The following is a 24,556-nucleotide window of genomic DNA, read 5'->3' on the forward strand; positions in this document are numbered from 1 at the left end:
GCCGGTACACTTTTCAAAGCACGGAGTTAGTCGCTATAAACCGTGCTTTCGAAAGCCAGCTGTTTCTGGAGCCTGTTTATGGACAAGTACGACCGAATGCTGCTCAGCGCCTTGATGGAAAATGGCCGGGCGTCTTACGCCGAGCTGGCGAGAAAAGTGAACCTTTCGGCTCCGGCCGTCGCCGAGCGAGTCGCCAAGCTGGAGTCCAACGGGGTGATCACTGGCTACCAGGCGAATGTCGACCTGGCCAAGGTCGGTTTACCGATCCAGTGCCTGATCGAACTGCGCCTGACCCAGCATGGCAACCAGAAAGCCTACGACGAACTGCTCGAGATCCCCCAACTGACCGAGTGTTATCGGGTAACGGGGGATGCCTGCGTGATCATGCGCGGCGCGGTGGCGTCGATGATCGAACTTGAAGCCTTGATCAATCGCGTCGCCCGCTTCGGCTCCAGCAAGACGTCAATCGTGCTGTCGAGCGCCTTCGACAAACGTGTGCCGTTGGTACAACTGGAAAGCTCGGGCAGGTGAGGGACTTCAGACCCCGCGATGACGCTGGAGATGATCGTTGATTTTCGCCGCCGGGACTTTCTGCAGGCGGCACAAGAATTCATGGGACAGCTCACGCAACCCATGTTTTTCACGCAACTCGTGCGCCAGGTGCGCCGTCAGGTTGGCTGCCATTTCCGCGTCGGCCATCGCCCGGTGCGCCTGCCCGGTATGAGGCAATTGTGCGAAGGACGTGAGGGTGCCCAGCTTGTGGTTGGGCGCCGCCGGCATCAGGCGGCGGGCCAAAAGCAGCGAACAGGCGAAGTTCTGCAGACGGGTGCGCTTGATCCGCCCCAGCTCGAAGTCCCAGAACTTCTGGTCGAATGCCGCGTTGTGGGCCAACAGTGGCGTAGTGCCAACGAACTCGTTGACCTCGTTCATGACCTGCTCGGCGCTCGGCGCCGTGCGCAACATGGCATTGCTGATGCCGGTCAGTTGCTCGATGAAGGCCGGCACCCGCACCCCGGCATTCATCAGGCTCTGGTAACGGTCGACAATGCGTCCCTGTTCCAGCATGACCACAGCGATTTCGGTGGCTCGGCAGCTGCTGCTGGGGGAGATCCCGGTGGTTTCAAAGTCGATGACGGCTATGCGTTCCAAACCTGTTCCTTGCGTTCAATGTTCAATTTTTAAGCAGCAACGCGCCTTCGATCGGCACGTAGCGGCTGGCCGCGCGAATCAGCGAATTGGCGGTCAAGCCGGGCACACCGTAAGCCACCGCCTCGACCCGGTGCTTACTGATGATGCGCTCCAGCAACATGTCGAAATCGCCGTCACCGGAAGCCAGTACCACTTCATCGACGTGATCGGCAGCGTCCATGACGTCCAGGGTAATGCCGACGTCCCAGTCGCCCTTGGCCGAGCCATCGCTGCGCTGTATGTAAGGCTTGAGCTTCACGGTGAAACCGAGGTTACGCAGGATCTGCTGGAATTGTTGCTGCTTGCTGTCGCCCCGATCGATGGCGTAGGCATAGGCCTCGACAATCTGCCCACGCTGACTGATGTCAGCCCACAGGGCGGCATAGTTGAAATGACAACCGTAAGCCTGGCGCACGGTGTAATAGAGGTTCTGGACATCGGCGAACACTGCGATTTTCTTCACCGCACTTCCTCTTGGCGCACGCAGGCGGTTGCTCGGACTCAGGGTCCGAAAAGTCGCTCAGTATGCCAGTCATGAAGAAGATTCCGCGAATAAACAGTCCGGGGCGCCACAGCGCCCCGGACGAATGGCGGGTCAGACGAAGGAATCGTCGTCGCCAAACAGGGATGAGTTGTCGTCGCTGTAATCAGTGTCGGTCAATCCACCCTGATCGTTGCCGTAGCTGTCGTTGCCGGCCATGCGTTGCTCGTCGCCCCAACTGCTGTCGCTGACCTGGGCAGGCTCTTCCTTGATGACCTCGACAATCTCTTGCGGATTCTGATTGCTGTGAAACAGGCTGCTGATGCCTTGTGCCAGCATCACGCCACCGGCAACGCCCGCTGCGGTTTTCAATGCGCCACCGAGAAAGCCACTGCCGGCAGCCGGGGCCTGCGGCGTTGGTGCAGCATAATTCTGCGGCGCAGCAGCAAAGCCCGGCCGCGTGGACTGGGCGGCAGCGGCAGAGCCTCCGGGCTCACGCCAGCCATTGCCACTGAAGGCTGCCGGGGCTTGGGCTGCGGCTGGCGGCGCCTCACGGTTACCACCAAAAATGCTCGACAGGAAACCGCCGCCACTGGGTGCCGTCGCGGGTGCCTGGGTCTTGGCTCGTTGCAGTTCGTCCTGGGCTTGCTGCAGCTGTTGCGCGAGTTGCTTATTGTGTTCGTCGAGACGTTTGATGGCCGCCTCTTGCACCAGAATCGCCTGAGTCATGAAATAGCCTGCGGCGGGCTGCCGGTTCAGGTGCTCCTTGATCCGTGCCTCGGCCTGAGCGTCTCGCGGATCGGCCTGGGTTTCGGCCTGCTGCAGACGGGAAAACAGTCCATCGATCAGGGTTTGCTCTTCGCTGTTCATGACTACCTCTCGGATTGCCGGAAAATCGTCGACCTCTTCCCTTGTGGATGAGGTGCCCGGCAGTTATGGGGCCGACACAGCTTGTTTCAATGAGCTTTACCGAACGTTTACCTTTGTTCAGGAAGTGCGCGCATCGGTTACAGTGTCGCTACACCTTGCAACCTGCGAAAGCGACCGATGAATCCGTTAGATGTACTCCGCGACTCCCTGTATTTCTTCAAGCGCAACCTGAGCGGCATTGTGCCACTGTGCCTGCCGTTGGTGGTGATCGAGGCCATGCTGCAACAACTGGTCGACCACACTCAGGGGCCCGAGGCATTTCCGGGTTACAGCGTGATTGTCGGGTTGCTGGTGTATCCGTTGTATACCGCGGCACTGATCCTCTTTCTCGATGCCCGCAGCCGAGGCGAGTCACCACGCACCCGTGATCTGCTCGCGGCCTCGGCCAGCCTGTGGCCACGCTTCGCCCTGCTGACCGCGGTCAACACCCTGATGATTCTGGTGGGCCTGTCGCTCTACTTCCTGCCGGGCATCTGGCTGATGGTGATGCTGGCCTTTGCCGAGTACCTGCTGGTGCTGCGAAACATGCAGCCTCTAGCCGCCATCCGCGAAAGCATGCGCATGGCCCGGGGCAATTTCCTGCGCATTCTGGTGTGCATTCTCTGCGTGATGGCACCGCTCTGGTTGCTCAAGGGTGCGAGCGTGTCGGTGTATCCGGAGCCGAATCCGATCCTGTCGATGATCATCGAAAGTGGTCACAGCTTCCTGCAGTTGTTCACCAGCGTGGTGCTGTTCCGCTTGTTCATGCTGATCAGCGATGCCGCTGACAACAACCCTGGCAATGCCTGACAGCGCCACCCTTGGGCTGCGACCTCGCTCTCGGTTATGCTCGGCTCAATCTTTTGTAACGCCATAAGCCGAGCCCATGACCCGACTACTGCGCTACACCCTGCTGGGCCTGCTGATCGTCGCAGGCCTGTTGCTGACCCTGACCTACAGCCTGACCTGGCGCCCCGACGCCAAAGAAACCCTGGCGGTTCGCTGCACCGCCGACGCCCCGCCGCTGGTGTCAGGCCAGGCGCTGAAAGTCATGACCTGGAACGTGCAATATCTCGCCGGCAAACGCTATGTTTTCTGGAACGACTTGGCCCAGGGCAACGACGAAGCGCCGACACCGGAGGACATGGCCTTCAGTCTCGATGAAGTGGCACGGGTGATTCGTGACGAGCAACCGGATGTGGTGCTCCTGCAAGAACTGGATGACGGGGCCAAGGCCAGCGACTATCAGGACCAACTGAAATTACTTCGCGAGCGCGTCGCCGACATCTACCCCTGCAGCACCTCGGCCTTCGACTGGAAGGCTGACTTTGTCCCGGACCCTCATATTGTCGGCAGCGTCGGACGGCAACTGGCGACCCTCAGCCGCTACAAGATCGAAAGCGCAGAACGCCTGCAATTGCCGGAGCAACCGGGCAACCTCATCAGTCGCCAGTTCCAGCCGAAAAACGCCTTGCTGGTGAGTTATCTGGGGCAAAGCGACGGTGGGCAAGTCGCCGTGCTCAACACCCACCTGGATCGGGCTGTGCAGCCGGACGACACCCTGCAGCACCAGGTCGTGGCCGTGGCCAAGGTGCTGGATCAATACGAAGCGCGCGGCACGCCCTGGCTGATCGGCGGAGATTTCAACCTGCTGCCGCTGGGACAGTTCCAGCGTCTGCCTGCCGAACAACGCACGCCCTACTCCGCTGACAGCGCGCTGCACCTGCTGTGGGACAAATACCCGATGATTCCCACGAATAACGAAGCCAGCGGCATCAATCGCGAACGCTGGCTGACCCATTACCCCAACGACCCCGGCCTCAACGGCCCGGATCGCACCGTCGACTACCTGTTCTACAGCTCGCGAATCAAGCGTGTGGAAGCCGAAGTGCGGCAGGACGACACGCTGCGCATCTCCGATCACTTGCCGGTGATCGCGCGGTTTCTGTTGCCGGCAACCCCCTAGACGCCAATTCGATCAGGACTTGCGCGGCTTGGCTCGCGCCGTGGCTTCGGCCACCAGCGGGTCATCCGGCCAATAGTGCTTGGGGTAACGCCCCTTCAAGTCCTTCTTGACCTCGACGTAGGTACTGCGCCAGAAGTTCGCCAGGTCCTGGGTGACCTGCACGGGGCGCCGCGCGGGTGACAACAGATGCAGCTTGACCACCTGCCGGCCGCCGGCGATGCGCGGGGTTTCGGCCAAGCCGAACAATTCCTGCAGGCGCACCGCGAGAATCGGCGGCTGCTCGCTGTAATCCAGGCGAATCGACGACCCCGAAGGCACGCTCAAGGTCTGCGGCGCCTGCTCGTCGAGACGTTGCGGCATAGGCCACGGCAGCAAGTTATGAACGATGCTCGACAGGTCCAGGCTGGCAAAATGACTGAGCCGCGAAACCCGTCCCAGGTACGGCATCAACCAGTGCTCCAGGCCATTGAGCAAGGCTGTATCACTGACGTCTGGCCAGTCGCTGACACCCAGCTGGTCCAGGTCCAACTGGCGCAACAAGGCGACCCGTGACTGCCACTGGCGCAGCGCCGGCGTCCATGGCAACAACTCCAGGCCCTTGCGTCGCACCAGATTGACCAACGCCTGACTGCGTGCGCTTTCATCCAGCCCGGTCAAGGGCTCGCGGCTCAGCACCAACTCACCCACCTTGCGTTGACGTTCGGCACGCAGCACGCCTTCGCGCTCGTCCCAATCCAACTGATCGACGCAACGCACCTGCTCGGCCAGCACCGAGTCAAACAGTGCCGGATCGAAATCCGCCGCCAGGTAAATCCGCTCTTCGCGCTGGCCTTGACGACTGCCCAGGTCAGCGACCACCAGCCACGGCTGTTTCATCAAGCTGTCGGCTTCGGCGAACAACGCGGCGCGACCATTGGCCAACCGATACTCGGCGCCGCCAGCGCGCCGTTGCTGGGCCACCCGATCGGGATAGGCCAGCGCCAGCAAGGCACCGAGCCAGCGCGGATGGTCAGGATCGGCGACCGCTTGTTCAGCGGTTCCCCGCAGGTAGCCGCGGTATTGCCGTGCCAGTTGCCGCGCCCGCTGCACGCCGCCTTGTGCACCCCGAGCGGCACGCGCTTCGCCAGACAACAGCACCAACCGGCTGTGCAAATCCGCACCACCGCCGCGCAAAATATCCCGCTCGCCGAGCAGCGCTGCAACGTCGCACGCCATGTTCGCCAAACCCAGCGCCTGGCCGCGCAGCAACAAATGAGCGATGCGTGGATGCGCTGGCAACTCGGCCATGGCCTGGCCGTGACGGGTGAGTTTCCAGTCCTCGGGTGAGGCACCTTCGAGGGCTCCCAGGCGTTCGAGCAGATCCTGGGCTTGCGCATAGGCCGCGCTCGGCGGCACATCGAGCCAGACCAACTGCCCCGGCGTCACGCCCCACCGCCCCAGTTGCAGGGCCAGGCCGGCGAGATCCGCCGAAAGAATCTCCGCACTGGCATAGGCTGCCAGTTGCTCGTGCTGGTCCTGCGACCACAAGCGATAACACACTCCCGGCTCCAGGCGTCCGGCCCGACCGGCACGCTGGGTGGCACTGGCGCGGGAGATGCGCTGGGTGTCGAGGCGAGTCATGCCGCTACCCGGATCGAAGCGCGGGACTCGCGCCAGGCCGGCGTCGATCACCACTCGCACACCGTCGATGGTCAAACTGGTCTCGGCGATGTTGGTGGCCAGCACTACTTTGCGTTGTCCCGCCGGCGCCGGATCTATCGCTGCGCGTTGTGCCGCCAGATCCAGTTCACCGTGCAGCGGGCACAACAGCACATTGCTTCGCTCGCCCAGGGCGTCGACCAATTGCTGATGCACCCGACGGATTTCCGCCTGACCAGGGAGGAACACCAGCAGGCTGCCCGTTTCATCGTGCAAGGCTTCAAGCACTGTCTGCACCAGTCGTGGCTCGATGAATTCGCCGGGTTGGAACGGACGACCCCAGCGCATCGTCACCGGATACATGCGCCCTTCGCTGCGCAGGATCGGTGCGTCGTTGAGCAAGCCGGCCAAGCGCTCGCCTTCCAGGGTCGCCGACATCAACAGGATTTTCAGCGGCTGCTCATCGCGAAACAGTTCGCGGCCATTGAGACTCAGGGCCAGTGCCAGATCGGCGTCGAGGCTTCGCTCGTGGTATTCGTCGAAAATCAGCAGGCCCACGCCTTCCAGCGCCGGATCTTCCTGCAGGCGTCGGGTGAGAATGCCTTCGGTGACGACTTCAATGCGGGTATTGGGGCCGACCTTGCTGTCCAGGCGAATCCGGTAACCGACGGTCTGCCCGACCTTTTCCCCCAGCTCGCTGGCCAGGCGCTCGGCGGCGGCGCGCGCTGCCAGGCGGCGCGGTTCGAGCATGAGAATGGTCTGTCCGGCCAGCCAGGGCTCGTGCAACATCGCCAAGGGCACGCGGGTGGTCTTGCCGGCGCCGGGGGGTGCTTCGAGCACCGCCTCATGGCGTTGCGCCAAGGCTTCACGCAGTGCGGGTAAAACTTCATCAATCGGCAATGAGATCATGCTGGCTCCAAAACAGAGCGGCGAGTATAACGGCGAACTGCCTGACGTTAATCACGGTCCTATGGTTGACCGACGACGTTTCGTTCCAAGTATTCCCGGGAGATTTCTTATGCGTGTTCCGTTTCGCCTGATTGGCGGTGTACTGGTCGCGAGCCTGCTGACCCAACTGACTGCATGCGGATCGATCTTCTATCCTGATCGGCGCGGCCAGATCGAAGGCAAGATCGACCCGGCGATTGCCGTGCTGGATGCCGTGGGCCTGCTGTTCTATGTAATCCCCGGATTGATCGCCTTCGCTGTCGACTTCGCCACTGGCGCAATTTACTTCGAGCCGGGCAAGACCGCACAGATCGCCCCGGAAAAACTGCAGCAAGCCATCGGCGCCGACGGCCAGGTCGACAACGCCAAGCTGCAGACCATTCTGGAACACGAACTGGGCCGCAGCTTCCCCCTGGACGACCCACGCCTGATCCAGCACAAGGGCAGCGCCCAGCAACTGGCTTCCCTGGGTCTGCAACCCGCAGCCTGATCCCCGGCACCGAAGGAACGATGCACCCATGACCAACAGCCAGGAACACGCTCGCCTGTTACGCCTGGCCACCCGCGCTTCGGTGGCGGTGGCTTGTACGCTGGTGATCGCCAAGGCCATTGCCTGGTGGTTGAGCGGTTCGGTGAGCATGCTCGCCGGCCTGACCGACTCGGCGCTCGACGGCGTGACCTCGCTGCTCAATCTGCTGGCGGTGCATTACGCGCTGCGCCCGGCGGACGACGATCATCGCTACGGCCATGGCAAGGCCGAATCCCTGGCCGGCATGGCCCAGGCGCTGTTCATCGGTGGCAGCGCCGTGCTGATTGCGTTGCAGGCGTTTGAGCGGATCAAGCATCCGGAACCGGTCGGTGCGCCCTGGCTGAGCATCGGCGTGATCGTGTTCTCCCTGGCTCTGACCGTGGCCCTGCTGATTCTGCAGCACCGGGTGATTCGCGCCACCAGCTCCAACGCGGTCCGCGCCGACTCCCTGCACTACCGCTCCGACCTGCTGCTCAACGGCAGCATCCTGATTGCGTTGGTACTGGCCGGGTTCGGCTGGCATCAACTGGACGCCTGGTTCGGCCTGGGGATTGCTGCCTACATTCTGTGGAGTGCGATCCAGATCGCTCGAGAAAGCTTCACCGTCTTGATGGATGAAGAACTGCCGCCGGACGTCAGCCAACACATGCTGGAGCTGGCCTGCGGCGTGCCTGGAGTCCTCGGTGCGCATGACTTGCGCACACGGATTTCTGGCAATCAGTGGTTCGTACAGTTGCACTTGGAATTGCCGGGCGAACTGACCCTGTCAGTCGCCCACGCCATCAGCGACCAGGCCGCCGACGCCATTCACCGCGCCTACCCACGCGCCGAAGTGCTGGTGCACGCCGATCCACAGGAAGTGGTCAAGGCCGCGCGCGATCAGTAATTGACCTGATAACCTCGCGAGGCCAGGCAATTGCCCTGAGCCTGGCGATAGGCCTGCACCACCTCGGGCGCCGGCTGATACGTCATCGCCCGTGGGTCGAAGCCCGACTGTTCCACCGCCCAGCGATAGCACTCGTAACCGTCCTGGTCGATCTGTTGCTGCGACTGACCGTTGGTTGGGTAAGCCAGTACGTCGTAGCCATTGCTGGCCGCTGGCGGTTGCTGATCGGAGACGCCCATCGGTTGCGGTACCACCACGTACTCCCGAGTCGTGGATTCGTAGCTGTAATAGGCGCCAGCGGCGAGAAAAAACAGCGAACCGCCGACCCACATTTCACGCGCGTAGTCCGGCAAGTAGCTGACCCGAATTCCGTACGGTGGACGCACTACGACATAGTGCGGCCCTCGTGGGCGATACCAGTAACCGCCCGAGTAGAAATAGTCATCGCCGCGATACGGCACACGATAGTTGCGCTCGGGAAAACGATCGATCACATAGCCGGGTCGGTATTGCGGCCCGGGCCCCCAGCCATTGCCATGCCCGTCGGGCCGTCCGAGCCAGTGAGTGTCATAGGCTGGACGCGGGCCTTGGGTGTTCGACTGCCAGTGCGGGGCGTCGTTGTAGCGGCGCGGCACATCTTGGTAATAACCGCGCTGTGGCTCCTGGGTTTGGCGGACGGCGTCCGGCCGCGGCTGGATCGGCAGGTCAGTGGCCGGGGCTTGCGGAATGGGCAGCGAGTTGTAGCGCGCGTTGGGGTCCCAGGCAGGTTTGTCCTGGCGCTGGCCTCCCTGATGCCCCTGGCCATTGTGCTCGAACTGGCGGCTGTTATCGCCCCGGATAACCTCGTTGTTCTGCGGCCGAGGCTGGTTCTGCTGCTGAGGGTTCTGCGGATGCGGCTGATTGCCGTCCGGATGACCCTTGCCACCCTGCGGGTGCTGGCCACCACCATTGCCGTCCTGGCTGTTCTGCTGAAGGCGCTGCTCCTGGCCCTGGTTTTCCGCCAACGTCGACACGCTGACACTCACACACATCACACCAACACCCGCCAACTGCCAGAGGCGCGACTTCATGCTATTCCTCACAACGCTCAAGACCTGTACATAAGACTGGAAAAGCCCAGGCCGGTTCGGGGAAAGGTTATCAGTCACGCGACTTATTTCGCAGGCAAATAAAAAGGGGAGACCCGTCGGCCTCCCCTTGAAAACTTCGTCCGTGCTCGACGCTTTTGACGCCGGCTCACCTCACGCCGTCTTGTGGACAGTGTGTAGCCCGGGGGCCAACTCGACTCCTATTGGAGCGGTGGCCGCGGCTGGCCTGATTCGGCGGGCCGCTGTGGACTGTATGTCCGGGCAGTGATTCTGGTGATAATAATAGGCCTGGGGTGGCGACAGAGGATTGCGAAGATTGCTCAAATAAACATGACTTGCGCAATTTTTAACCCCTGATGGATAATCTGCCGCAATTGATATGACAAAGGCCTGTTTCATGAGCAAACTCGACCGATACGACCTGAGCATTTTGGCGGAATTGCAGCGCGACGCGCGCATCTCCAATCAGGAGCTGGCCGAGCGCATCGGCCTGTCACCCTCGCCTTGTTCGCGGCGGGTTAAACAACTTGAAGACGACGGTTTCATCTCGCGCCAGGTCGCCCTGCTGGACCGCAAGATGCTTGGCCTGAGCCTGACCGCCTACGTGCTGATCGGCATGGACCGCCACACCCCGGAGCGTTTCGAAAACTTCGAAGCGGCGATCCGTACTTTGCCCCAGGTCCTGGAATGCAGCCTGGTCACCGGGATGGATGCGGACTACCAGCTCAAGGTTGTCGTACCGGACATGGACCACTACCAGAAACTGTTGCTCGGCCACCTGACCCGCATCGATGGCGTGACCAGCGTGCGCTCAAGCTTCGTGCTGAATCAGGTGCTCAACAGCACCGAGCTGCCGCTGACTCACCTGCGTAGCTGACGCCTGCTCCGCCCTGACCTGCGGCACACCGCCGCAGGTCAATGTCTGCCCCCTGCCCCGTCGCGTATACTCCCCCGGCCTTTTTGCCACGCCCGCGCTGGAGATGTTCGATGGATCCTGCACTGTTCGAAGAGTGGATGATGACCGGCCTGGTCAGCATCCTGATCATTTTCATGGGTTTCATTGTCTGGGACCTGGCGAAGAAGTCCAAAGCCGGACGCTTCGGCTCGTTCATCCTGTTCTTCGTCCTGGGCCTGGGCGTGGCCGCCTTCATCATCAAGAGCGTGGTGATCGGCCTGATCGAATCCGGCGCTTTATAAGCGCGCCGGCACTTCCTTCCACTGGCCCTGATCGAGGCCGTCAATCGTCCAGTCACCGATGCGCACGCGCACCAGGCGCAAGGTCGGCAACCCGACCGCCGCCGTCATGCGCCGCACCTGCCGATTGCGCCCTTCACGAATCACCAGCTCCAGCCAATGGGTTGGCACACTTTTGCGAAAGCGCACCGGCGGATTGCGCGGCCACAGTTCAGGCTCATCCAACTGCCGCGCCTCGGCCGGCAGCGTCATGCCGTCATTCAGCTCGACACCATCACGCAGACGCTGCAACTGCTCAGCCGTCGGCTCGCCCTCCACCTGTACCCAATAGGTTTTGGCCAGCTTGTGTTTGGGGTCAGAGATCCGCGCCTGCAACTGCCCGTCGTTAGTCAGCAACAGCAAGCCTTCGCTGTCGCGATCCAGCCGTCCGGCGGGATAGACCCCGGGCACGTCGATGAAATCCTTGAGCGTCGAGCGGCCGTCGCCGTCACTGAACTGGGTCAGCACATCGAAGGGTTTGTTGAACAGGATCAGCTTCGGATCGACCGGCGGCGCCTTGGCGACACGACGCGCGGCGGCAGAAGGTTGTGCGGGTTTCGCACCAAGACGGCGGGAAACAGGACGAGGGGGACGGGACATGGCACACACGGCATTTAACGGTCAGGGCTGACAATGCTAGTGCCCCGACCGCCAAATGACCACGACAACCGTTAGCGGAACGGCGGCTCGTCGAAGCTGCGCAGTTTGCGCGAGTGCAACGAGTTGAGCTCGGTGCGCAGCAGATCCACAGCCGCGATACCGATCTTCAAGTGCTGGCTGACCGCGCGTTCATAGAAGGCGTTGGCCGAACCCGGCAGCTTGATTTCGCTGTGCAGAGGTTTGTCGGAGACGCACAGCAACGTGCCATAAGGCACCCGCAAACGGTAACCCTGGGCGGCGATGGTGCCGCTTTCCATGTCTACCGCCACGGCTCGCGACAGGTTGATCAGCGGCCGTTCCTGAGCCCAACGCAGCTCCCAATTACGGTCGTCGTAGGTCAGCACGGTGCCGGTGCGCAGGCGCTTCTTCAAGTCTTCGCCCTTCTCGCCGGTGACGTTGGCCGCCGCTTGTTGCAGCGCCAGTTGCACCTCGGCCAGGGCCGGGATCGGGATGTTCGGCGGCACCACCCGGTCGAGAATCCCGTCGCGGCGCATGTAGGCGTGGGCCAGTACATAGTCGCCGATGGTCTGCGACTGACGCAGGCCGCCGCAGTGACCGATCATCAGCCAGCAATGGGGACGCAGCACCGCCAGGTGGTCGGTGATGTTTTTTGCGTTGGACGGGCCGACGCCAATGTTGACCAAGGTCACACCGTGACCGTCGGATGCCAGCAGGTGATAGGCCGGCATCTGGTAGCGGTGCCAGACCACGCCGGCGGCAATCGCCGAGGCTTCGCCGTGATCCATGCTCTTTTCAATGATCACGTTGCCCGGCAAGACCATGCGCACAAAGCGCGGGTCATTACGCAGTTGTTCCAGGCCATGGACGATAAACTGGTCGACATAACGGTGATAGTTGGTCAACAGGATCCACGGCTGCACATGGCGCCAGTCGCTGCCGGTGTAGTGCACCAGGCGGCGCAGGGAAAAGTCCACACGCGCCGCATCGAACAACGCCAGTGGCAGCGGATCAGTGTTTTCCCAGTCGTACAGGCCATCGGCAATGCCGTCGGTGGCCGCCGACAGGTCGGTACTCGGGAACACCCGCGCGAGCACCGCCGCCGTCACGCCGGAGCCGGCCAGTTCATCGCCCTGCTCGACCACATACGGGTAGGGAATGTTCTGCTCGCTGACACCCACTTCCACGGTTACGGTGAAGTCGTGCATTAGCGGAACCAGTTGCTCCAGCAGGTACTTACGGAAAGCCGCCGGATGAGTGACGGTGACGCTGTAGGTGCCGGGCAGTTGCACCTTGGCATAAGCACGGGTGGTCTGTGGGACTTCACCCTGGCACAGGTAAGTCAGGCGCAGTTCAGGGTAGCGGAACATCGCACGCTGTTCGGCATCAGGTTCGATACGGTCTTTCAGATAACGCTTGAGCGCCTGGCTCAGCGCGGTGGTGGCCCGCTCATGTAGAGCGGCAAGCCGGTCCACAGCTTGTTCAGCGGTTTGAACGACAACAAAGGCTTCGGTCACGATCAGCTTCCTGTGTTCTGACTTGCAGGCCTTTATCTTGCCTGCAACAGGACGTCACGGAAACAGTGGCAACCGAGCAATGCTGCAATATCTTCGGTCACAGCAATCAAAACCCCTGCACAGCCGAGCGCGCAACAATGGCTTCGACATCCAGTCCACGGGGCAACGCCCCATAGACTCGGCCGGCGCTGCCCAACCGACTGGCAATAAACCCATCGCTGACACTGGCATTACCCGCCTCAAGCAACAATTTGGCCTGCAGGCCCAAGGCAATGTCTTCGGTCAGTTGCCGGGCGCGGTACTGGATATCGCTGGTGTCCTTGAACGCGGCGTGCAGTTGGTTGAGGTGGGCCGCCAGGCGCTTGTCGCCATGCCCGTCCCCCAACTCACTGAACAAGGCATCGAGCACACCCGGTTCTTTCGACAGGGCGCGCAATACATCCAGGCACTGCACGTTGCCCGAACCTTCCCAGGTCGAATTCACCGGGGCCTCGCGATAGAGGCGCGGCAGAATGCTGTCCTCGACATAACCGGCACCGCCCATGCACTCGGCGGCCTCATTGATCATGGCCGGCGCACGTTTGCAGATCCAGTACTTGCCCACCGCCGTCACCAGTCGCGCGAACTTGCCTTCCTGGCCGTCATCCAGATGGTCCAGCGCCCGCCCCATGCGCAGGCTCAGCGCCAGCGCGGCTTCGCTTTCAAGGGCCAGGTCGGCCAGTACGTTTTGCATCAAGGGCTGCTCGCTAAGCAGCTTGCCGCCGACCCGGCGATGGGCGCAGTGATGGCTGGCCTGGGTCAAGGCCTGGCGCATCAGCGCACTGGAGCCGACCATGCAATCGAAGCGGGTCATGGCCACCATTTCGATAATGGTCGGCACGCCACGCCCTTCCTCGCCGACCATCCACGCCAGGGCGCCACGGAATTCGACTTCACTCGAGGCATTGGAGCAATTGCCCAGCTTGTTCTTCAGACGCTGGATGTAGAACTGGTTGCGGCTGTCATCCGGACGGTGGCGTGGCAGCAGGAAACAAGTCAGCCCCTTGTCGGTTTGCGCCAGCGTCAGGAAGGCGTCGCACATCGGCGCCGAACAGAACCATTTGTGACCCACCAGCTCATAGGCCTGGCCCGGCCCTGCGGCGCCGATCGGGTAGGCCTTGGTGGTGTTCGCGCGCACGTCAGTGCCGCCCTGTTTCTCGGTCATCGCCATGCCAATGGTGACGCCCGCCTTGTGCGCCATGCCGACGTTACGCGGATCGTACTCAGTCGCCAGGACTTTCGGCAGCCACTGCCGGGCGATGTCCGATTGCAGGCGCAAGGCGGGCACGCTGGCGAAGGTCATAGTCAGCGGACAGCCGCTGCCAGCTTCGGCCTGGCTGTGCAGGTAGGTCATGGAGGCGCGAGCGACATGGGCGCCGGCTTGCGGATCGGTCCAGGGCAAGGAGCTCAGGCCATGTTCGATGGCGGTGCGCATCAGTTCATGGTAGGCCGGATGAAACTCCACCAGATCGACACGATGACCGTAGCGATCATGACTGGAAAACACCGGCTTGTTCTGATTAGCCAGGAACCCCGCCGCCATCAACGGCCCACCGGCCAAAGCGCCATAGGCATCGATTCGCGCCTCGGCCCAACCGGCCCCGTAGCGTCGCGACCACTCTTGCAGCGGCAGGTCGATGCGATAGAGGTTGGCGCCGTCCAGAGACGGTGGCTGGTTGGTGACTTCGTGGGTTTCGGCGAACTGATGCAGGTTCATGGCGGGCCTCCTTGGGTCAGCTGAGATCCCCAGTTAAGCACCACCCCGCCAGCCGACAAAGTGGCATATCGGCCTAAATGCCGGCGCTTTCACCTTGTTTCACGCACAGTACATGACGACAAAGTGCCGCCTGCAGCTCCTCGAACTTAACCGGCTTCGACAGGAAATCGGTCCACTCCACGTCGATATCAACGCCGCTCAATGCAGGGATCGCAGCCAGAACCGGCAAGCCGGCGTAACCCGGCAGCGCGCGCATTTGTCCGGCGAGGAAGGGTAATGGGCTGTCGAGCAGCACGGCGTCGAACGACTCCCGGCGCAGACACTCCAGCGCGGCAGGCCCGGTGTCGACACTGCGAACCCGGTATCCAAGCTTGAGCAGCATCCCGCGCACGACCAACTGATTGATACTGTTGTCATCCACCAACATCACCAGGCAATCCTGGGGTGCGCGCAGACTCACCGAATCGGCAGATTGCCGCGCACTGCCCGCAACGGGCGGCGCGCTCATTACATCGAATTCAACATCCAGCTGAAAGCGACTGCCCCGCCCCGGTTCGGAGCGATGGGTGAGGCGCCCGCCAATCAATTCGACCAGTTGTCGACAGATCGCCAACCCCACACCCAGCCCACCATATTCACGAGTCATCGAGCCATCGAGCTGGAAGAAACGCTGGTACATGGTGGCCTCGCCCAGATCGGTGAAGCCGATGCCGGTATCAATCACGGCGAAGGACAGCACCTGCCGCCCCTCTTCACCCGGCTTGCCACTGACGCGCAGCGCCAAGCCGCCAACATGGGTGAACTTGATCGAGTTATCCAACAGGCATTCCAGGCACTGCACCAGCTTGGCACTGTCGCCAAACAGCCGATCCGGCAGGCCCTGCGCCACTTCCACCTTGAAATCCAGGGTCTTGGCTGCGGCATTGGCGGCGAACTGCTGCTGCAAGGTGTCGACCACCGAGCGCAGGCTGAACGGCTCGGGATAGACCTTGAGGCGACCCGCCTGCAGTTCGGTCAGGGTCAGGATACCGTTGACCATGCGCATCATGTCCCGCGCGGAGCCGGCTGCGGTCTGCTGATATTGCTCCAGCTCCGGGTCCAGCTCGACGGTCTGCATCAGTTCCAACGAGCCGATCACCCCATTCATCGGCGTGCGTAACTCATGGGTCAGGGTCGCGAGGAATTCATCCTTGAGCTGGTTACTGTGGGCCAGTTGCTGGTTCAACACCTCCAGCTTCTGGCCAGCATCGAGCAGGGTCTGCGCCTGTTGCTCACGCATGGTGTTAATCCGGTCAGCGAGGGCCAGCGACAACAGCGCAACCTCAATGGCCGAGCCGATCTGGCTGGCGTACATGGTCAGGAACACGTTCGGCAGGTAGCCCAGCACCATCAACGTATTGACGATGCCGCCGAGCAAAAACGCCGACCAGGCAATGATGAAATAGCGTGCCACCCGCAGGCCACGCCACCAGGCGAAAATCCCCGCCGCGAAAATCACCACGGTGAAAATCAGCGCCAACGCGGTAGCCAGACGCAGGGCCAGCGCATAGCTGGTCATCAAGGACAGGCCAACGACGACCGCACTGAAGGTCACGAGGGTCAGTAACAGGCGATCAAGCCAACGACTGTGATTGGAGGTTTGCAGGAAACTACGGGCGAACTGGCTGCCAAAAAGCGCCGCGCAGCCGATGAAAAACGGCGTCGCGGCATTGGCCCACCAAGGGTTGTTTGGCCAGAAATACTCCACTGCGGCGCCATTGACCGACAACTGGTAAAGACCAAAGGAGGCGATATAGAAGATGTAATAGAGGTAACTGGTGTCCCGCACGCTCAAGTAGATAAACAGGTTGTAGACCAGCATTCCGAGCAGTACACCGTAGATCAGGCCAAGCACGTAGAGGCGCACGGGCTGGTCTTCCAGGTAAGCGGTACTCGACCACAGCGACAACGGCGCCTGGATCGAGCCCTGGCTTTGCAGGCGCAAATAAACGGTTTTCTGATCGTTCGGAGCGAAAGGCAGGTCGAACAAGTAATTGTTCTGGCGAATTTCCCGACTGGCGAAGGGCAAGGCATCGCCGGTGCGCCGCTGCAATTGGTAATGACCGGCGGCGTCAGGCAGGTACAGGTCGATACGATCCAGCGGTGGGTAGGCCAGCTCCAGCAGCCAGGTGCGCCGGACTTCGGGATTGGTCGGGCGATAGTGCAGGTCGACCTTCAACCAGAACGCCGAACGCGAATACCCGGCGTTCAAGGTGGCTTTGTTGTGAGGTTTGAATTGTCCGGCCGCTGCGTAGCCCAGTACGTCATCGATACTCGCTGTGCCGGCGACGTCTTCGTACACCTGCATGATGCGACCCAATGGCAGGGTTTGGGTCAGTTCATCAAAATCCGCTGCGGTCGCCAGAAGGGGCAAGCTCAGCAGCAACATCAGCAAATAGCGCATAAAGCCCCAGCATGGCCTGTCCGGTGCGTCAGGAAGCCCCCCATTTCCTTTTGAGCAGACGTCGACCCGGTAAACCTGTTATTGGTTTGGATCCACTCTAGCATAGCCGTTGGTGGCGTTTGAACACCATTGAAATTTTTAGTTTGAAGGCTCTAGGACGGGCATTTCAGACCTATACAACGCCACAAAGCTGTAGAAGCAGTCAGATTATGACAACCATCCAACACCCCCGAAGACAGTCGAAGATCGGTCTTGTATACAAAACCACTGCCAACGCTGGACGACGCACCGATAAAACAGGTTTGGTGGTAAGCTCGCGCACCATGAATATCTACAGCTCTCGCCCCGTTGTCCTCTGTCTCTCCGGCCACGACCCAAGTGGTGGCGCCGGCTTGCAGGCAGATATCGAAGCCCTGCTCGCTCAGGGTTGTCATGCGGCCCCGGCCGTCACCGCCCTGACTGTGCAAGACACCGTCAATGTCAGTGACTTCCGCGTCCTCGATCGTGAGTGGGTCCTGGCGCAAGCCAACGCCGTGCTCAACGATTCGCAGGTCGCGGCGGTCAAGCTGGGCATGCTCGGTTCTCTGGAAATGGTCGACACCGTGGTCGAGCTGCTCCAGGCGCACCCGCACCTGCCGATGGTCTGCGACCCGGTGCTGCGCGCCGGTGGTGGCGGACGCCTGGGCAAGGACGAGGTCGGCTACGCCATGCGCGAGCGCCTTCTGCCATTGGCGATCATCGCCACCCCTAACCTTCCTGAAGCGCGCATCCTCGCCGAACTGCCCGAAGGCACGGCTGACCAATGCGCAGAAAAACTGCTGCCGTTCGTCAAACACCTGCTGATCACGGGTGGTCACGGTGACGAACACGAAGTCCATAATCGCCTTTACAGCCGCGACGGTCATCACGAAACCTTTACCTGCCAGCGCCTGCCGGGCAGCTACCACGGTTCCGGATGCACCCTGGCCAGCGCCCTCGCCGGTCGCCTGGCCCAGGGTGAACATTTGGCCAGCGCCGTGCGGTCGGCACTCGACTACACCTGGCGAACCCTGCGGGACGCCGAGCAGTTGGGTCGGGGCCAGTTCGTGCCACGCCGTCTGCCGCTGGATTTTTGCTCGTAACACCATGAGGCTTGCCCGATGAAACTACGTGGTCTGTACGCCATTACCGACAGTCAGTTACTGGCCGGCAAGTTCCTGCCTTATGTGGAGGCGGCGCTGGAAGGCGGCGTCACCCTGCTGCAGTACCGTGACAAAAGCGATGACGCATCCAAGCGCCTGCGCGAGGCCGAGGCACTGCACGACCTGTGCGTACGCTACAAGACCCAACTGATCATCAACGATGACGCCGAACTGGCGGCGCGCCTCGGCGTCGGCGTCCATTTGGGTCAAACCGACGGCCCATTGACCCCGGCCCGCTCACTGCTGGGACGCCAGGCCATCATCGGTTCGACCTGCCACGCGCAGCTCGAATTGGCCGAACAGGCGGCAAAAGAAGGCGCCAGCTACGTCGCCTTTGGCCGTTTCTTCAACTCTACGACCAAGCCCGGCGCGCCAACCTGCAGCCTCGAGTTGCTTAAGCAGGCCCGCAGCGTCCTGCACCTGCCGATCTGCGCGATCGGCGGCATCACCCTGGACAACGCCCCCCCGCTGGTGGCCCATGGGGTCGACCTGCTGGCGGTGGTCCACGGCCTGTTCGGTGCCGAGAACATCGGTGAAGTCACCCGTCGCGCCCGCGCCTTCAATAAATTGTTCACTTCCTGATTTCCGAGAGCCCAATCATGTCGCGTTCCGAAACCCTGTTTGCCAACGCCCAGAAGCACATTCCCGGAGGCGTCAACTCGCCCGTTCGTGCGTTCAAGAGCGTGGGCGGCACACCGCTGTTCTTCAAGCATGCCGAAGGCGCCTACGTTACTGACGAAGACGACAAGCGCTATGTCGATTACGTCGGCTCCTGGGGCCCGATGATTCTCGGCCACAGCCACCCGGATGTGCTGGATGCCGTGCGCAAACAACTGGAACACGGCCTGTCCTACGGTGCGCCGACCGCGATGGAAACCGAGATGGCCGATCTGGTCTGCTCAATCGTACCGTCCATGGAAATGGTGCGCATGGTCAGCTCCGGCACCGAGGCCACCATGAGCGCCATTCGCCTGGCCCGTGGCTTCACCGGTCGCGACAGCATCATCAAGTTCGAAGGCTGCTACCACGGTCACTCCGACAGCCTGCTGGTCAAGGCCGGCTCGGGCCTGTTGACCCAGGGCGTACCGAGCTCTGCCGGTGTACCTGCAGATTTCGCCAAACACACCCTGACCCTGCCGTTCAACGACATCGCCGCCGTGGAAAAAATGCTCGGTGAAGTGGGCGCTGACGTTGCCTGCATCATCGTTGAGCCGGTCGCCGGCAACATGAACTGCGTGCCGCCAGCCCCGGGCTTCCTCGAAGGCTTGCGCAGCCTGTGCGACAAGCACGGCGTGGTGCTGATTTTCGACGAAGTGATGACCGGTTTCCGCGTCGCCCTCGGTGGCGCCCAGGCGCACTACGGCGTAACGCCGGACCTGAGCACCTTCGGCAAGATCATCGGCGGCGGCATGCCGGTGGGCTGCTTCGGTGGCAAGCGCGAAATCATGTCGCACATCGCGCCGCTGGGCCCGGTCTACCAGGCGGGCACGCTGTCGGGCAACCCGCTGGCCATGGCCGCCGGCCTGACCACCCTGCGCCTGATCAGCCGCCCAGGCTTCCACGCCGAACTCAGCGACTACACCAGCCGCCTGCTCGACGGCCTGCAACAACGTGCCGATGCCGCCGGCATCCCGTTCGTCACCACCCAGGCGGGCGGCATGTTCGGCCTGTATTTCAGCGGCGCCGACGACATCGTGACCTTCGATGACGTAATGGCCAGCGATGCCAATCTGTTCAAGCGCTTCTTTCACCTGATGCTTGAAGGGGGTGTGTACCTGGCACCGAGCGCCTTCGAAGCAGGCTTCACCTCGATCGCCCACGGCGAAGCCGAGTTGCAACTGACCCTGGACGCTGCCGAGCGCGCCTTCGCCGCATTGAAGTAAGCAAGACCGCTGACGTCGACCATTGTCGGCGTCAGCCTTCGCTTACATTGCGCACTTTTAGCCGCACCGACTACCCAAGAGCCCACAAAAGCGCTAGATATAGTTCCCGCGCAGCAGAAAAACGAGTAAAGACTTTGTAAGGAAGGTCCTGCTTATTTCATAATGCGCGCTTATTGGATCCCTCGCTGGGTCCGCGCGCCCTTCAGAGGTAAGTCGATTCCCATGAACCGCACCGGCCGCACCCTTGCACTGGGCTGCCTGTTGCTCCTTCAGCCGCTGCTGGCGCACGCGCAAGCAGGCGGTAACTCGTTGTTGGTGCCGGCAATGGGCCGTTGCAGCCTCGATACCCAGCCTGAGGACTTGCAGGAGGCGCTCACCGCCTGCCAGAAAGCCTCGGACGAAGGGGATGCAGAAGCACAATACGAGTTGGGCGAATTCTACTACGACGGTAAAAACACCCCGCGCGACCTCAATCAAGCCCTGAGCTATTTCGAAAAAGCCTCTCTGCAAGGCCATGCCCAGGCGCAATTCAAACTCGGCACCATGTTTTTCCACGGCGAAGGCGTTCAGGCCAATAACGTCCAGGCCTACATCGTGCTGAAAATGGCTGCGGTCAACGGCGCAGAGGATGCACTGGACACCGCCGACGAAGTCGCCGAGCACATGCAGCGCGATGAGCTGGAAGTGGCCACTCAGGTGCTGGGGCAAATTTTCCGCAAATACCTGATGGAACTGCAAAGTGCGGATGGGCGAACGCCGTTCTCACCACTGCCCTGAGTTCGCCCCTATCGCGGTATTGAACCTTACTTCTCGGGCATCGGCATCGGGAACGGCATCACATTGCCAACCCCACCACGGGCCTCGCTGATTTTCGGCGTACCCAGCCGCTCGACCTCATCAATGCGCACAATCGAATGCATGGGCACAAAACTGCGCACCACGCCCTCGAACTGCGCCTTGAGCTTTTCTTCGCTCGGATCGACCACTACCTGCGTCCGCTCGCCAAAGACGAACTCTTCTACTTCCAGGAAACCCCACAGATCACTCTGATAGATCTGCTTGGCGTACATCTCGAACACCTGGCCCTGGTTGAGGAAAATCACCTTGTAGATTGGAGCTTCGCGTTTGGTCATGGCGGGCGGGTAACACGTCGAGGGATAAAAAGAGGGCGCAAACTATAGCATAGCCGTTGGACGCACGACGGTAGGAACCTGGGGACTTGTTCCCTATAATGCGCGGTTCTTTGAATCACGTGATGATCCCGTCCATGGCCAAGAAGCTTTACATCGAAACCCACGGTTGCCAGATGAACGAGTACGACAGCTCGCGCATGGTTGATCTGCTGGGTGAACACCAGGCCCTGGAAGTCACGGCACGCGCCGAAGATGCCGACGTGATTTTGCTCAACACCTGCTCGATCCGCGAGCGTGCCCAGGACCGGGTGTACTCCCAGCTGGGTCGCTGGCGCGAACTGAAACTGGCCAACCCGGACATGGTGATCGCTGTCGGCGGCTGCGTGGCCAGCCAGGAAGGTGCGGCCATTCGCGATCGCGCGCCTTATGTCGACGTAGTGTTCGGCCCGCAAACCCTGCATCGCCTGCCGGAAATGATCGACGCCGCGCGCATCAGCAAGTTGCCGCAGGTCGACGTCTCGTTCCCGGAAATCGAGAAGTTCGACCACCTGCCCGAACCGCGCATCGACGGCCCCAGCGCCTATGTGTCGGTGATGGAAGGTTGCAGCAAGTACTGCACTTTCTGCGTGGTGCCCTACACCCGAGGCGAAGAAGTCAGCCGGCCCTTCGATGATGTGATCGCCGAGATCATTCACCTGGCGGAAAACGGCGTGCGCGAAGTGACCCTGCTCGGGCAAAACGTCAACGGCTATCGCGGCACTACCCACGACGGGCGCCTGGCGGACCTCGCCGAGCTGATCCGGGTGGTGGCCGCAGTCGAGGGCATCGAGCGCATCCGCTATACCACTTCGCACCCGCTGGAGTTTTCCGACAGCCTGATCCAGGCCCACGCCGAAGTGCCGGAGCTGGTCAAACACCTGCACTTGCCGGTGCAGTCGGGTTCGGACCGGATTCTCTCGGCGATGAAGCGCAATCACACCGCGCTCGAATACAAATCCAAACTGCGCAAGCTGCGGGCCGCCGTGCCAGGAATCTGCATCAGTTCGGACTTTATCGTCGGTTTCCCCGGCGAGACCGAAAAAGACTTCCAGCAGACGATGAAACTGATCGAGGACGTCGGCTTCGACTTCTCCTACTCGTTCGTCTATAGCCAGCGTCCGGGCACCCCGGCCGCCGACCTCGCCGACGACACACCGGAAGAGTTGAAAAAGGAGCGCCTCAACGCGCTGCAACATCGCCTCAATCAGCAAGGCTTCGAAATCAGCCGACAAATGGTCGGTTCGATCCAGCGGATTCTGGTCACCGATTACTCAAAAAAAGACCCGGGCGAGCTGCAAGGCCGAACCGAGAATAATCGAATCGTCAACTTCCGCTGCGATACTCCGACCCTGATCGGCCAGTTTGCCGACGTGCACATCGACGCGGCGCAACCGCACTCGCTGCGCGGTTCGCTGGTCTTGTAACAGCGGATACCCCCTGTAGGAGCGAGCCTGCTCGCGATGGTCGTCAACGATGACGCGCGCATCCTGAATGAACGCGGAGCATTGAAGGTCATCGCGAGCAGGCTCGCTCCAGAAAGGCTGATTGGCCTTACATAATTTAAGAGCTTTCGCACCCAGCCCACTGGCGTTATCCTTGATTTCACCTTCATTGCCCAAGGGCGGCTGAATACAACCTTGAACGCACCCATAGAACCCCATCGTTTTATTCTCGAGCCCTTTGAGGCTCAGCGCTTCGCCAATCTGTGCGGGCAATTCGACGAGCACCTGCGCTTGATCGAACAGCGCCTGGCGATCGTGATCCGCAATCGCGGCAATCAGTTCGAACTGATCGGCGAGAGCAAACACACCACCTCCGCGGAAAACCTGCTGCGCCGTCTCTACCGGGAAACCAAGGGTAGCGAGCTGTCGCCGGACATGGTTCACCTGTTCCTGCAGGAATCGGCCGTGGAAGAGCTGGACAACCATGCCCCCGCCGAACCTGCCGTGGCCCTGCGCACCAAGAAAGGCATGATTCGCCCGCGCGGCTTGAATCAGCAGCGCTACGTGAAGGAAATTCTCGCCAACGACATCAACTTCGGCATTGGTCCGGCCGGTACCGGCAAAACCTATCTGGCCGTCGCCTGTGCGGTTGACGCTCTGGAGCGCGAGCAGATCCGCCGCATCCTGCTGGTGCGCCCGGCGGTCGAGGCTGGCGAGAAACTTGGCTTCCTGCCCGGCGACCTGTCGCAGAAGATCGACCCGTACCTGCGTCCGTTATACGACGCGCTGTACGAAATGCTCGGTTTCGAATACGTCGCCAAGTTGATCGAACGCCAGGTCATCGAGGTTGCGCCGCTGGCCTATATGCGCGGCCGCACCCTGAACAACAGCTTCATCATTCTCGACGAAAGCCAGAACACCACTGTCGAGCAGATGAAAATGTTCCTGACCCGGATCGGCTTCGGTTCGACCGCTGTCATCACTGGCGACATCACCCAGATTGACCTGCCGAAGGGCACCAAATCCGGGCTGATCCATGTCACCGAAGTGCTCAAGGACATCCCCGGCATCAGCTTCAGCCACTTCATGCCCAAAGACGTGGTCCGTCACCCACTGGTGCAGCGCATTGTCGAAGCCTATGAACGGTTCGAGAATCACGCCAGCGACGCATCACCCAAGGACAATCGCCGCGATGCTTGAGCTTGACCTGCAACTGGCCACCGATGCCGCGGCTCCAGGCGAAGCCCAGTTCCGCCAATGGTGTGAGCTGGCGCTGCGCCAGCGCACAGCCGACTCGGAAATGACCATTCGCCTGGTCGACGAAGCCGAAGGCCGTGAGCTCAATCACACCTGGCGGCAAAAGGATTACGCCACCAACGTCCTGTCGTTTCCCGCCGACGTGCCCGACGAGTTTCTCGATATTCCGCTGCTCGGCGACCTGGTGATCTGCGTCGCCGTGGTCGAGCGCGAAGCCGCCGAGCAAGGCAAGGCGCTTGAGGCACACTGGGCCCATCTGGTGATTCACGGCTGCTTGCATCTGCTGGGTTACGACCATATAGATGACGACGAAGCCGAAGAAATGGAAGCACTGGAACGAACGTTGCTTGCCGAACTGGGTCATCCGGACCCTTATGCGGATGACGAAACCGACATCATGACAACAAAGGATTCAGAGTAA

At 61.4% G+C, this 24,556-nt stretch carries 24 protein-coding genes; 14 read left to right on the forward strand and 10 right to left on the reverse strand.

From position 1 onward, the window contains the following. Positions 1-78 precede the first annotated feature (78 nt). On the forward strand, positions 79-531 hold the full coding sequence (locus KW062_RS25615) for an Lrp/AsnC family transcriptional regulator (protein WP_105754445.1): 453 nt from the start codon (positions 79-81) through the stop codon (positions 529-531). A gap of 6 nt (positions 532-537) precedes the next feature. Here the strand turns inward: KW062_RS25615 and KW062_RS25620 are convergent, their stop codons facing one another. The 3 genes from KW062_RS25620 to KW062_RS25630 all read right to left on the reverse strand — a co-directional run bounded on the left by KW062_RS25620 (position 538) and on the right by KW062_RS25630 (position 2,539). Beyond that, positions 538-1,149 carry a 3'-5' exonuclease gene (locus KW062_RS25620; protein ID WP_027617794.1) on the reverse strand — a complete coding sequence of 204 codons (612 nt, stop codon included), beginning with the start codon at positions 1,147-1,149 and terminating at the stop codon, positions 538-540. 22 nt (positions 1,150-1,171) lie between these two features. After that, entirely contained in the window at positions 1,172-1,651 is a 480-nt protein-coding gene (locus KW062_RS25625; protein WP_027617793.1) for a LabA-like NYN domain-containing protein, read from the reverse strand. Between the two features lie 132 nt (positions 1,652-1,783). Then, positions 1,784-2,539, reverse strand: a complete 756-nt coding sequence (locus KW062_RS25630) for a DUF2076 domain-containing protein (protein ID WP_105754444.1) — start codon at positions 2,537-2,539, stop codon at positions 1,784-1,786. Positions 2,540-2,716: 177 nt separating this feature from the next. On the opposite strand from KW062_RS25630, the gene KW062_RS25635 reads away from it, so the two are divergent. Both KW062_RS25635 and KW062_RS25640 read left to right on the forward strand, forming a co-directional pair. After that, complete coding sequence (locus KW062_RS25635; protein ID WP_105754443.1) at positions 2,717-3,388, forward strand: YciC family protein; 672 nt, start codon at positions 2,717-2,719, stop codon at positions 3,386-3,388. A 76-nt stretch (positions 3,389-3,464) separates the two neighbouring features. Next, the gene (locus KW062_RS25640) at positions 3,465-4,544 is read left to right on the forward strand and encodes an endonuclease/exonuclease/phosphatase family protein (RefSeq protein WP_105754442.1); all 1,080 of its coding nucleotides are present in this window, start codon (positions 3,465-3,467) and stop codon (positions 4,542-4,544) included. Between the two features lie 12 nt (positions 4,545-4,556). Here KW062_RS25640 and hrpB read toward each other — a convergent pair whose 3' ends face one another. Next, on the reverse strand, positions 4,557-7,091 hold the full coding sequence (gene hrpB / locus KW062_RS25645; protein ID WP_105754441.1) for an ATP-dependent helicase HrpB: 2,535 nt from the start codon (positions 7,089-7,091) through the stop codon (positions 4,557-4,559). A gap of 109 nt (positions 7,092-7,200) precedes the next feature. On the opposite strand from hrpB, the gene KW062_RS25650 reads away from it, so the two are divergent. Both KW062_RS25650 and KW062_RS25655 read left to right on the forward strand, forming a co-directional pair. After that, positions 7,201-7,620 carry a hypothetical protein gene (locus tag KW062_RS25650; RefSeq protein WP_027617788.1) on the forward strand — a complete coding sequence of 140 codons (420 nt, stop codon included), beginning with the start codon at positions 7,201-7,203 and terminating at the stop codon, positions 7,618-7,620. 28 nt (positions 7,621-7,648) lie between these two features. After that, entirely contained in the window at positions 7,649-8,545 is an 897-nt protein-coding gene (locus tag KW062_RS25655) for a cation diffusion facilitator family transporter (RefSeq protein ID WP_105754440.1), read from the forward strand. Here the strand turns inward: KW062_RS25655 and KW062_RS25660 are convergent. Continuing rightward, a complete protein-coding gene (locus KW062_RS25660; protein ID WP_105754439.1) occupies positions 8,539-9,615 on the reverse strand; it encodes a DUF6515 family protein in 1,077 nt (358 codons plus the stop codon). The genes KW062_RS25655 and KW062_RS25660 overlap by 7 nt on opposite strands. Positions 9,616-10,030: 415 nt before the next feature. Between KW062_RS25660 and KW062_RS25665 the strand changes: the two genes are divergently transcribed. Then, on the forward strand, positions 10,031-10,510 hold the full coding sequence (locus tag KW062_RS25665; protein ID WP_027617785.1) for an Lrp/AsnC family transcriptional regulator: 480 nt from the start codon (positions 10,031-10,033) through the stop codon (positions 10,508-10,510). A 110-nt stretch (positions 10,511-10,620) separates the two neighbouring features. Continuing rightward, entirely contained in the window at positions 10,621-10,830 is a 210-nt protein-coding gene (locus KW062_RS25670) for a DUF2788 domain-containing protein (protein ID WP_016773053.1), read from the forward strand. Here KW062_RS25670 and KW062_RS25675 read toward each other — a convergent pair. The 4 genes from KW062_RS25675 to KW062_RS25690 all read right to left on the reverse strand — a co-directional run bounded on the left by KW062_RS25675 (position 10,825) and on the right by KW062_RS25690 (position 17,200). After that, on the reverse strand, positions 10,825-11,466 hold the full coding sequence (locus KW062_RS25675) for a pseudouridine synthase (protein WP_105754438.1): 642 nt from the start codon (positions 11,464-11,466) through the stop codon (positions 10,825-10,827). The genes KW062_RS25670 and KW062_RS25675 overlap by 6 nt on opposite strands. Before the next feature lie 71 nt (positions 11,467-11,537). Beyond that, positions 11,538-13,001: an AMP nucleosidase gene (gene amn, locus KW062_RS25680; protein WP_027617783.1), complete on the reverse strand. Its 1,464-nt coding sequence runs from the start codon at positions 12,999-13,001 to the stop codon at positions 11,538-11,540. Positions 13,002-13,107: 106 nt separating this feature from the next. Next, the gene (locus KW062_RS25685; protein WP_105754437.1) at positions 13,108-14,757 is read right to left on the reverse strand and encodes an acyl-CoA dehydrogenase family protein; all 1,650 of its coding nucleotides are present in this window, start codon (positions 14,755-14,757) and stop codon (positions 13,108-13,110) included. 73 nt (positions 14,758-14,830) lie between these two features. Then, positions 14,831-17,200 carry a hybrid sensor histidine kinase/response regulator gene (locus KW062_RS25690; RefSeq protein WP_105754436.1) on the reverse strand — a complete coding sequence of 790 codons (2,370 nt, stop codon included), beginning with the start codon at positions 17,198-17,200 and terminating at the stop codon, positions 14,831-14,833. Between the two features lie 323 nt (positions 17,201-17,523). Between KW062_RS25690 and KW062_RS25695 the strand changes: the two genes are divergently transcribed. From KW062_RS25695 to KW062_RS25710, 4 genes are all read left to right on the forward strand, one after another. Further along, positions 17,524-18,321: a hydroxymethylpyrimidine/phosphomethylpyrimidine kinase gene (locus KW062_RS25695; RefSeq protein ID WP_027617780.1), complete on the forward strand. Its 798-nt coding sequence runs from the start codon at positions 17,524-17,526 to the stop codon at positions 18,319-18,321. Positions 18,322-18,339: 18 nt separating this feature from the next. Then, on the forward strand, positions 18,340-18,963 hold the full coding sequence (thiE, locus tag KW062_RS25700) for a thiamine phosphate synthase (protein WP_105754435.1): 624 nt from the start codon (positions 18,340-18,342) through the stop codon (positions 18,961-18,963). Between the two features lie 17 nt (positions 18,964-18,980). Then, positions 18,981-20,264 (forward strand): glutamate-1-semialdehyde 2,1-aminomutase, encoded by a 1,284-nt coding sequence (hemL, locus tag KW062_RS25705; protein ID WP_027617778.1) that lies wholly within the window; start codon positions 18,981-18,983, stop codon positions 20,262-20,264. Positions 20,265-20,486: 222 nt separating this feature from the next. Further along, complete coding sequence (locus KW062_RS25710) at positions 20,487-21,041, forward strand: tetratricopeptide repeat protein (protein ID WP_105754434.1); 555 nt, start codon at positions 20,487-20,489, stop codon at positions 21,039-21,041. A 26-nt stretch (positions 21,042-21,067) separates the two neighbouring features. Here KW062_RS25710 and KW062_RS25715 read toward each other — a convergent pair whose 3' ends face one another. Next, complete coding sequence (locus KW062_RS25715; RefSeq protein WP_027617776.1) at positions 21,068-21,397, reverse strand: DUF1820 family protein; 330 nt, start codon at positions 21,395-21,397, stop codon at positions 21,068-21,070. A gap of 134 nt (positions 21,398-21,531) precedes the next feature. Here KW062_RS25715 and miaB point away from each other — a divergent pair, with 134 nt between their 5' ends. From miaB to ybeY, 3 genes are all read left to right on the forward strand, one after another. Continuing rightward, positions 21,532-22,860 carry a tRNA (N6-isopentenyl adenosine(37)-C2)-methylthiotransferase MiaB gene (gene miaB / locus KW062_RS25720; protein ID WP_177327224.1) on the forward strand — a complete coding sequence of 443 codons (1,329 nt, stop codon included), beginning with the start codon at positions 21,532-21,534 and terminating at the stop codon, positions 22,858-22,860. A 213-nt stretch (positions 22,861-23,073) separates the two neighbouring features. Beyond that, positions 23,074-24,078: a PhoH family protein gene (locus tag KW062_RS25725; RefSeq protein WP_027617774.1), complete on the forward strand. Its 1,005-nt coding sequence runs from the start codon at positions 23,074-23,076 to the stop codon at positions 24,076-24,078. Further along, a complete protein-coding gene (gene ybeY, locus KW062_RS25730) occupies positions 24,071-24,556 on the forward strand; it encodes an rRNA maturation RNase YbeY (protein WP_105754433.1) in 486 nt (161 codons plus the stop codon). Before KW062_RS25725 ends, ybeY begins: the two co-directional genes overlap by 8 nt.

The organism is Pseudomonas fluorescens, from assembly GCF_019212185.1.
Lineage (GTDB): Bacteria > Pseudomonadota > Gammaproteobacteria > Pseudomonadales > Pseudomonadaceae > Aquipseudomonas.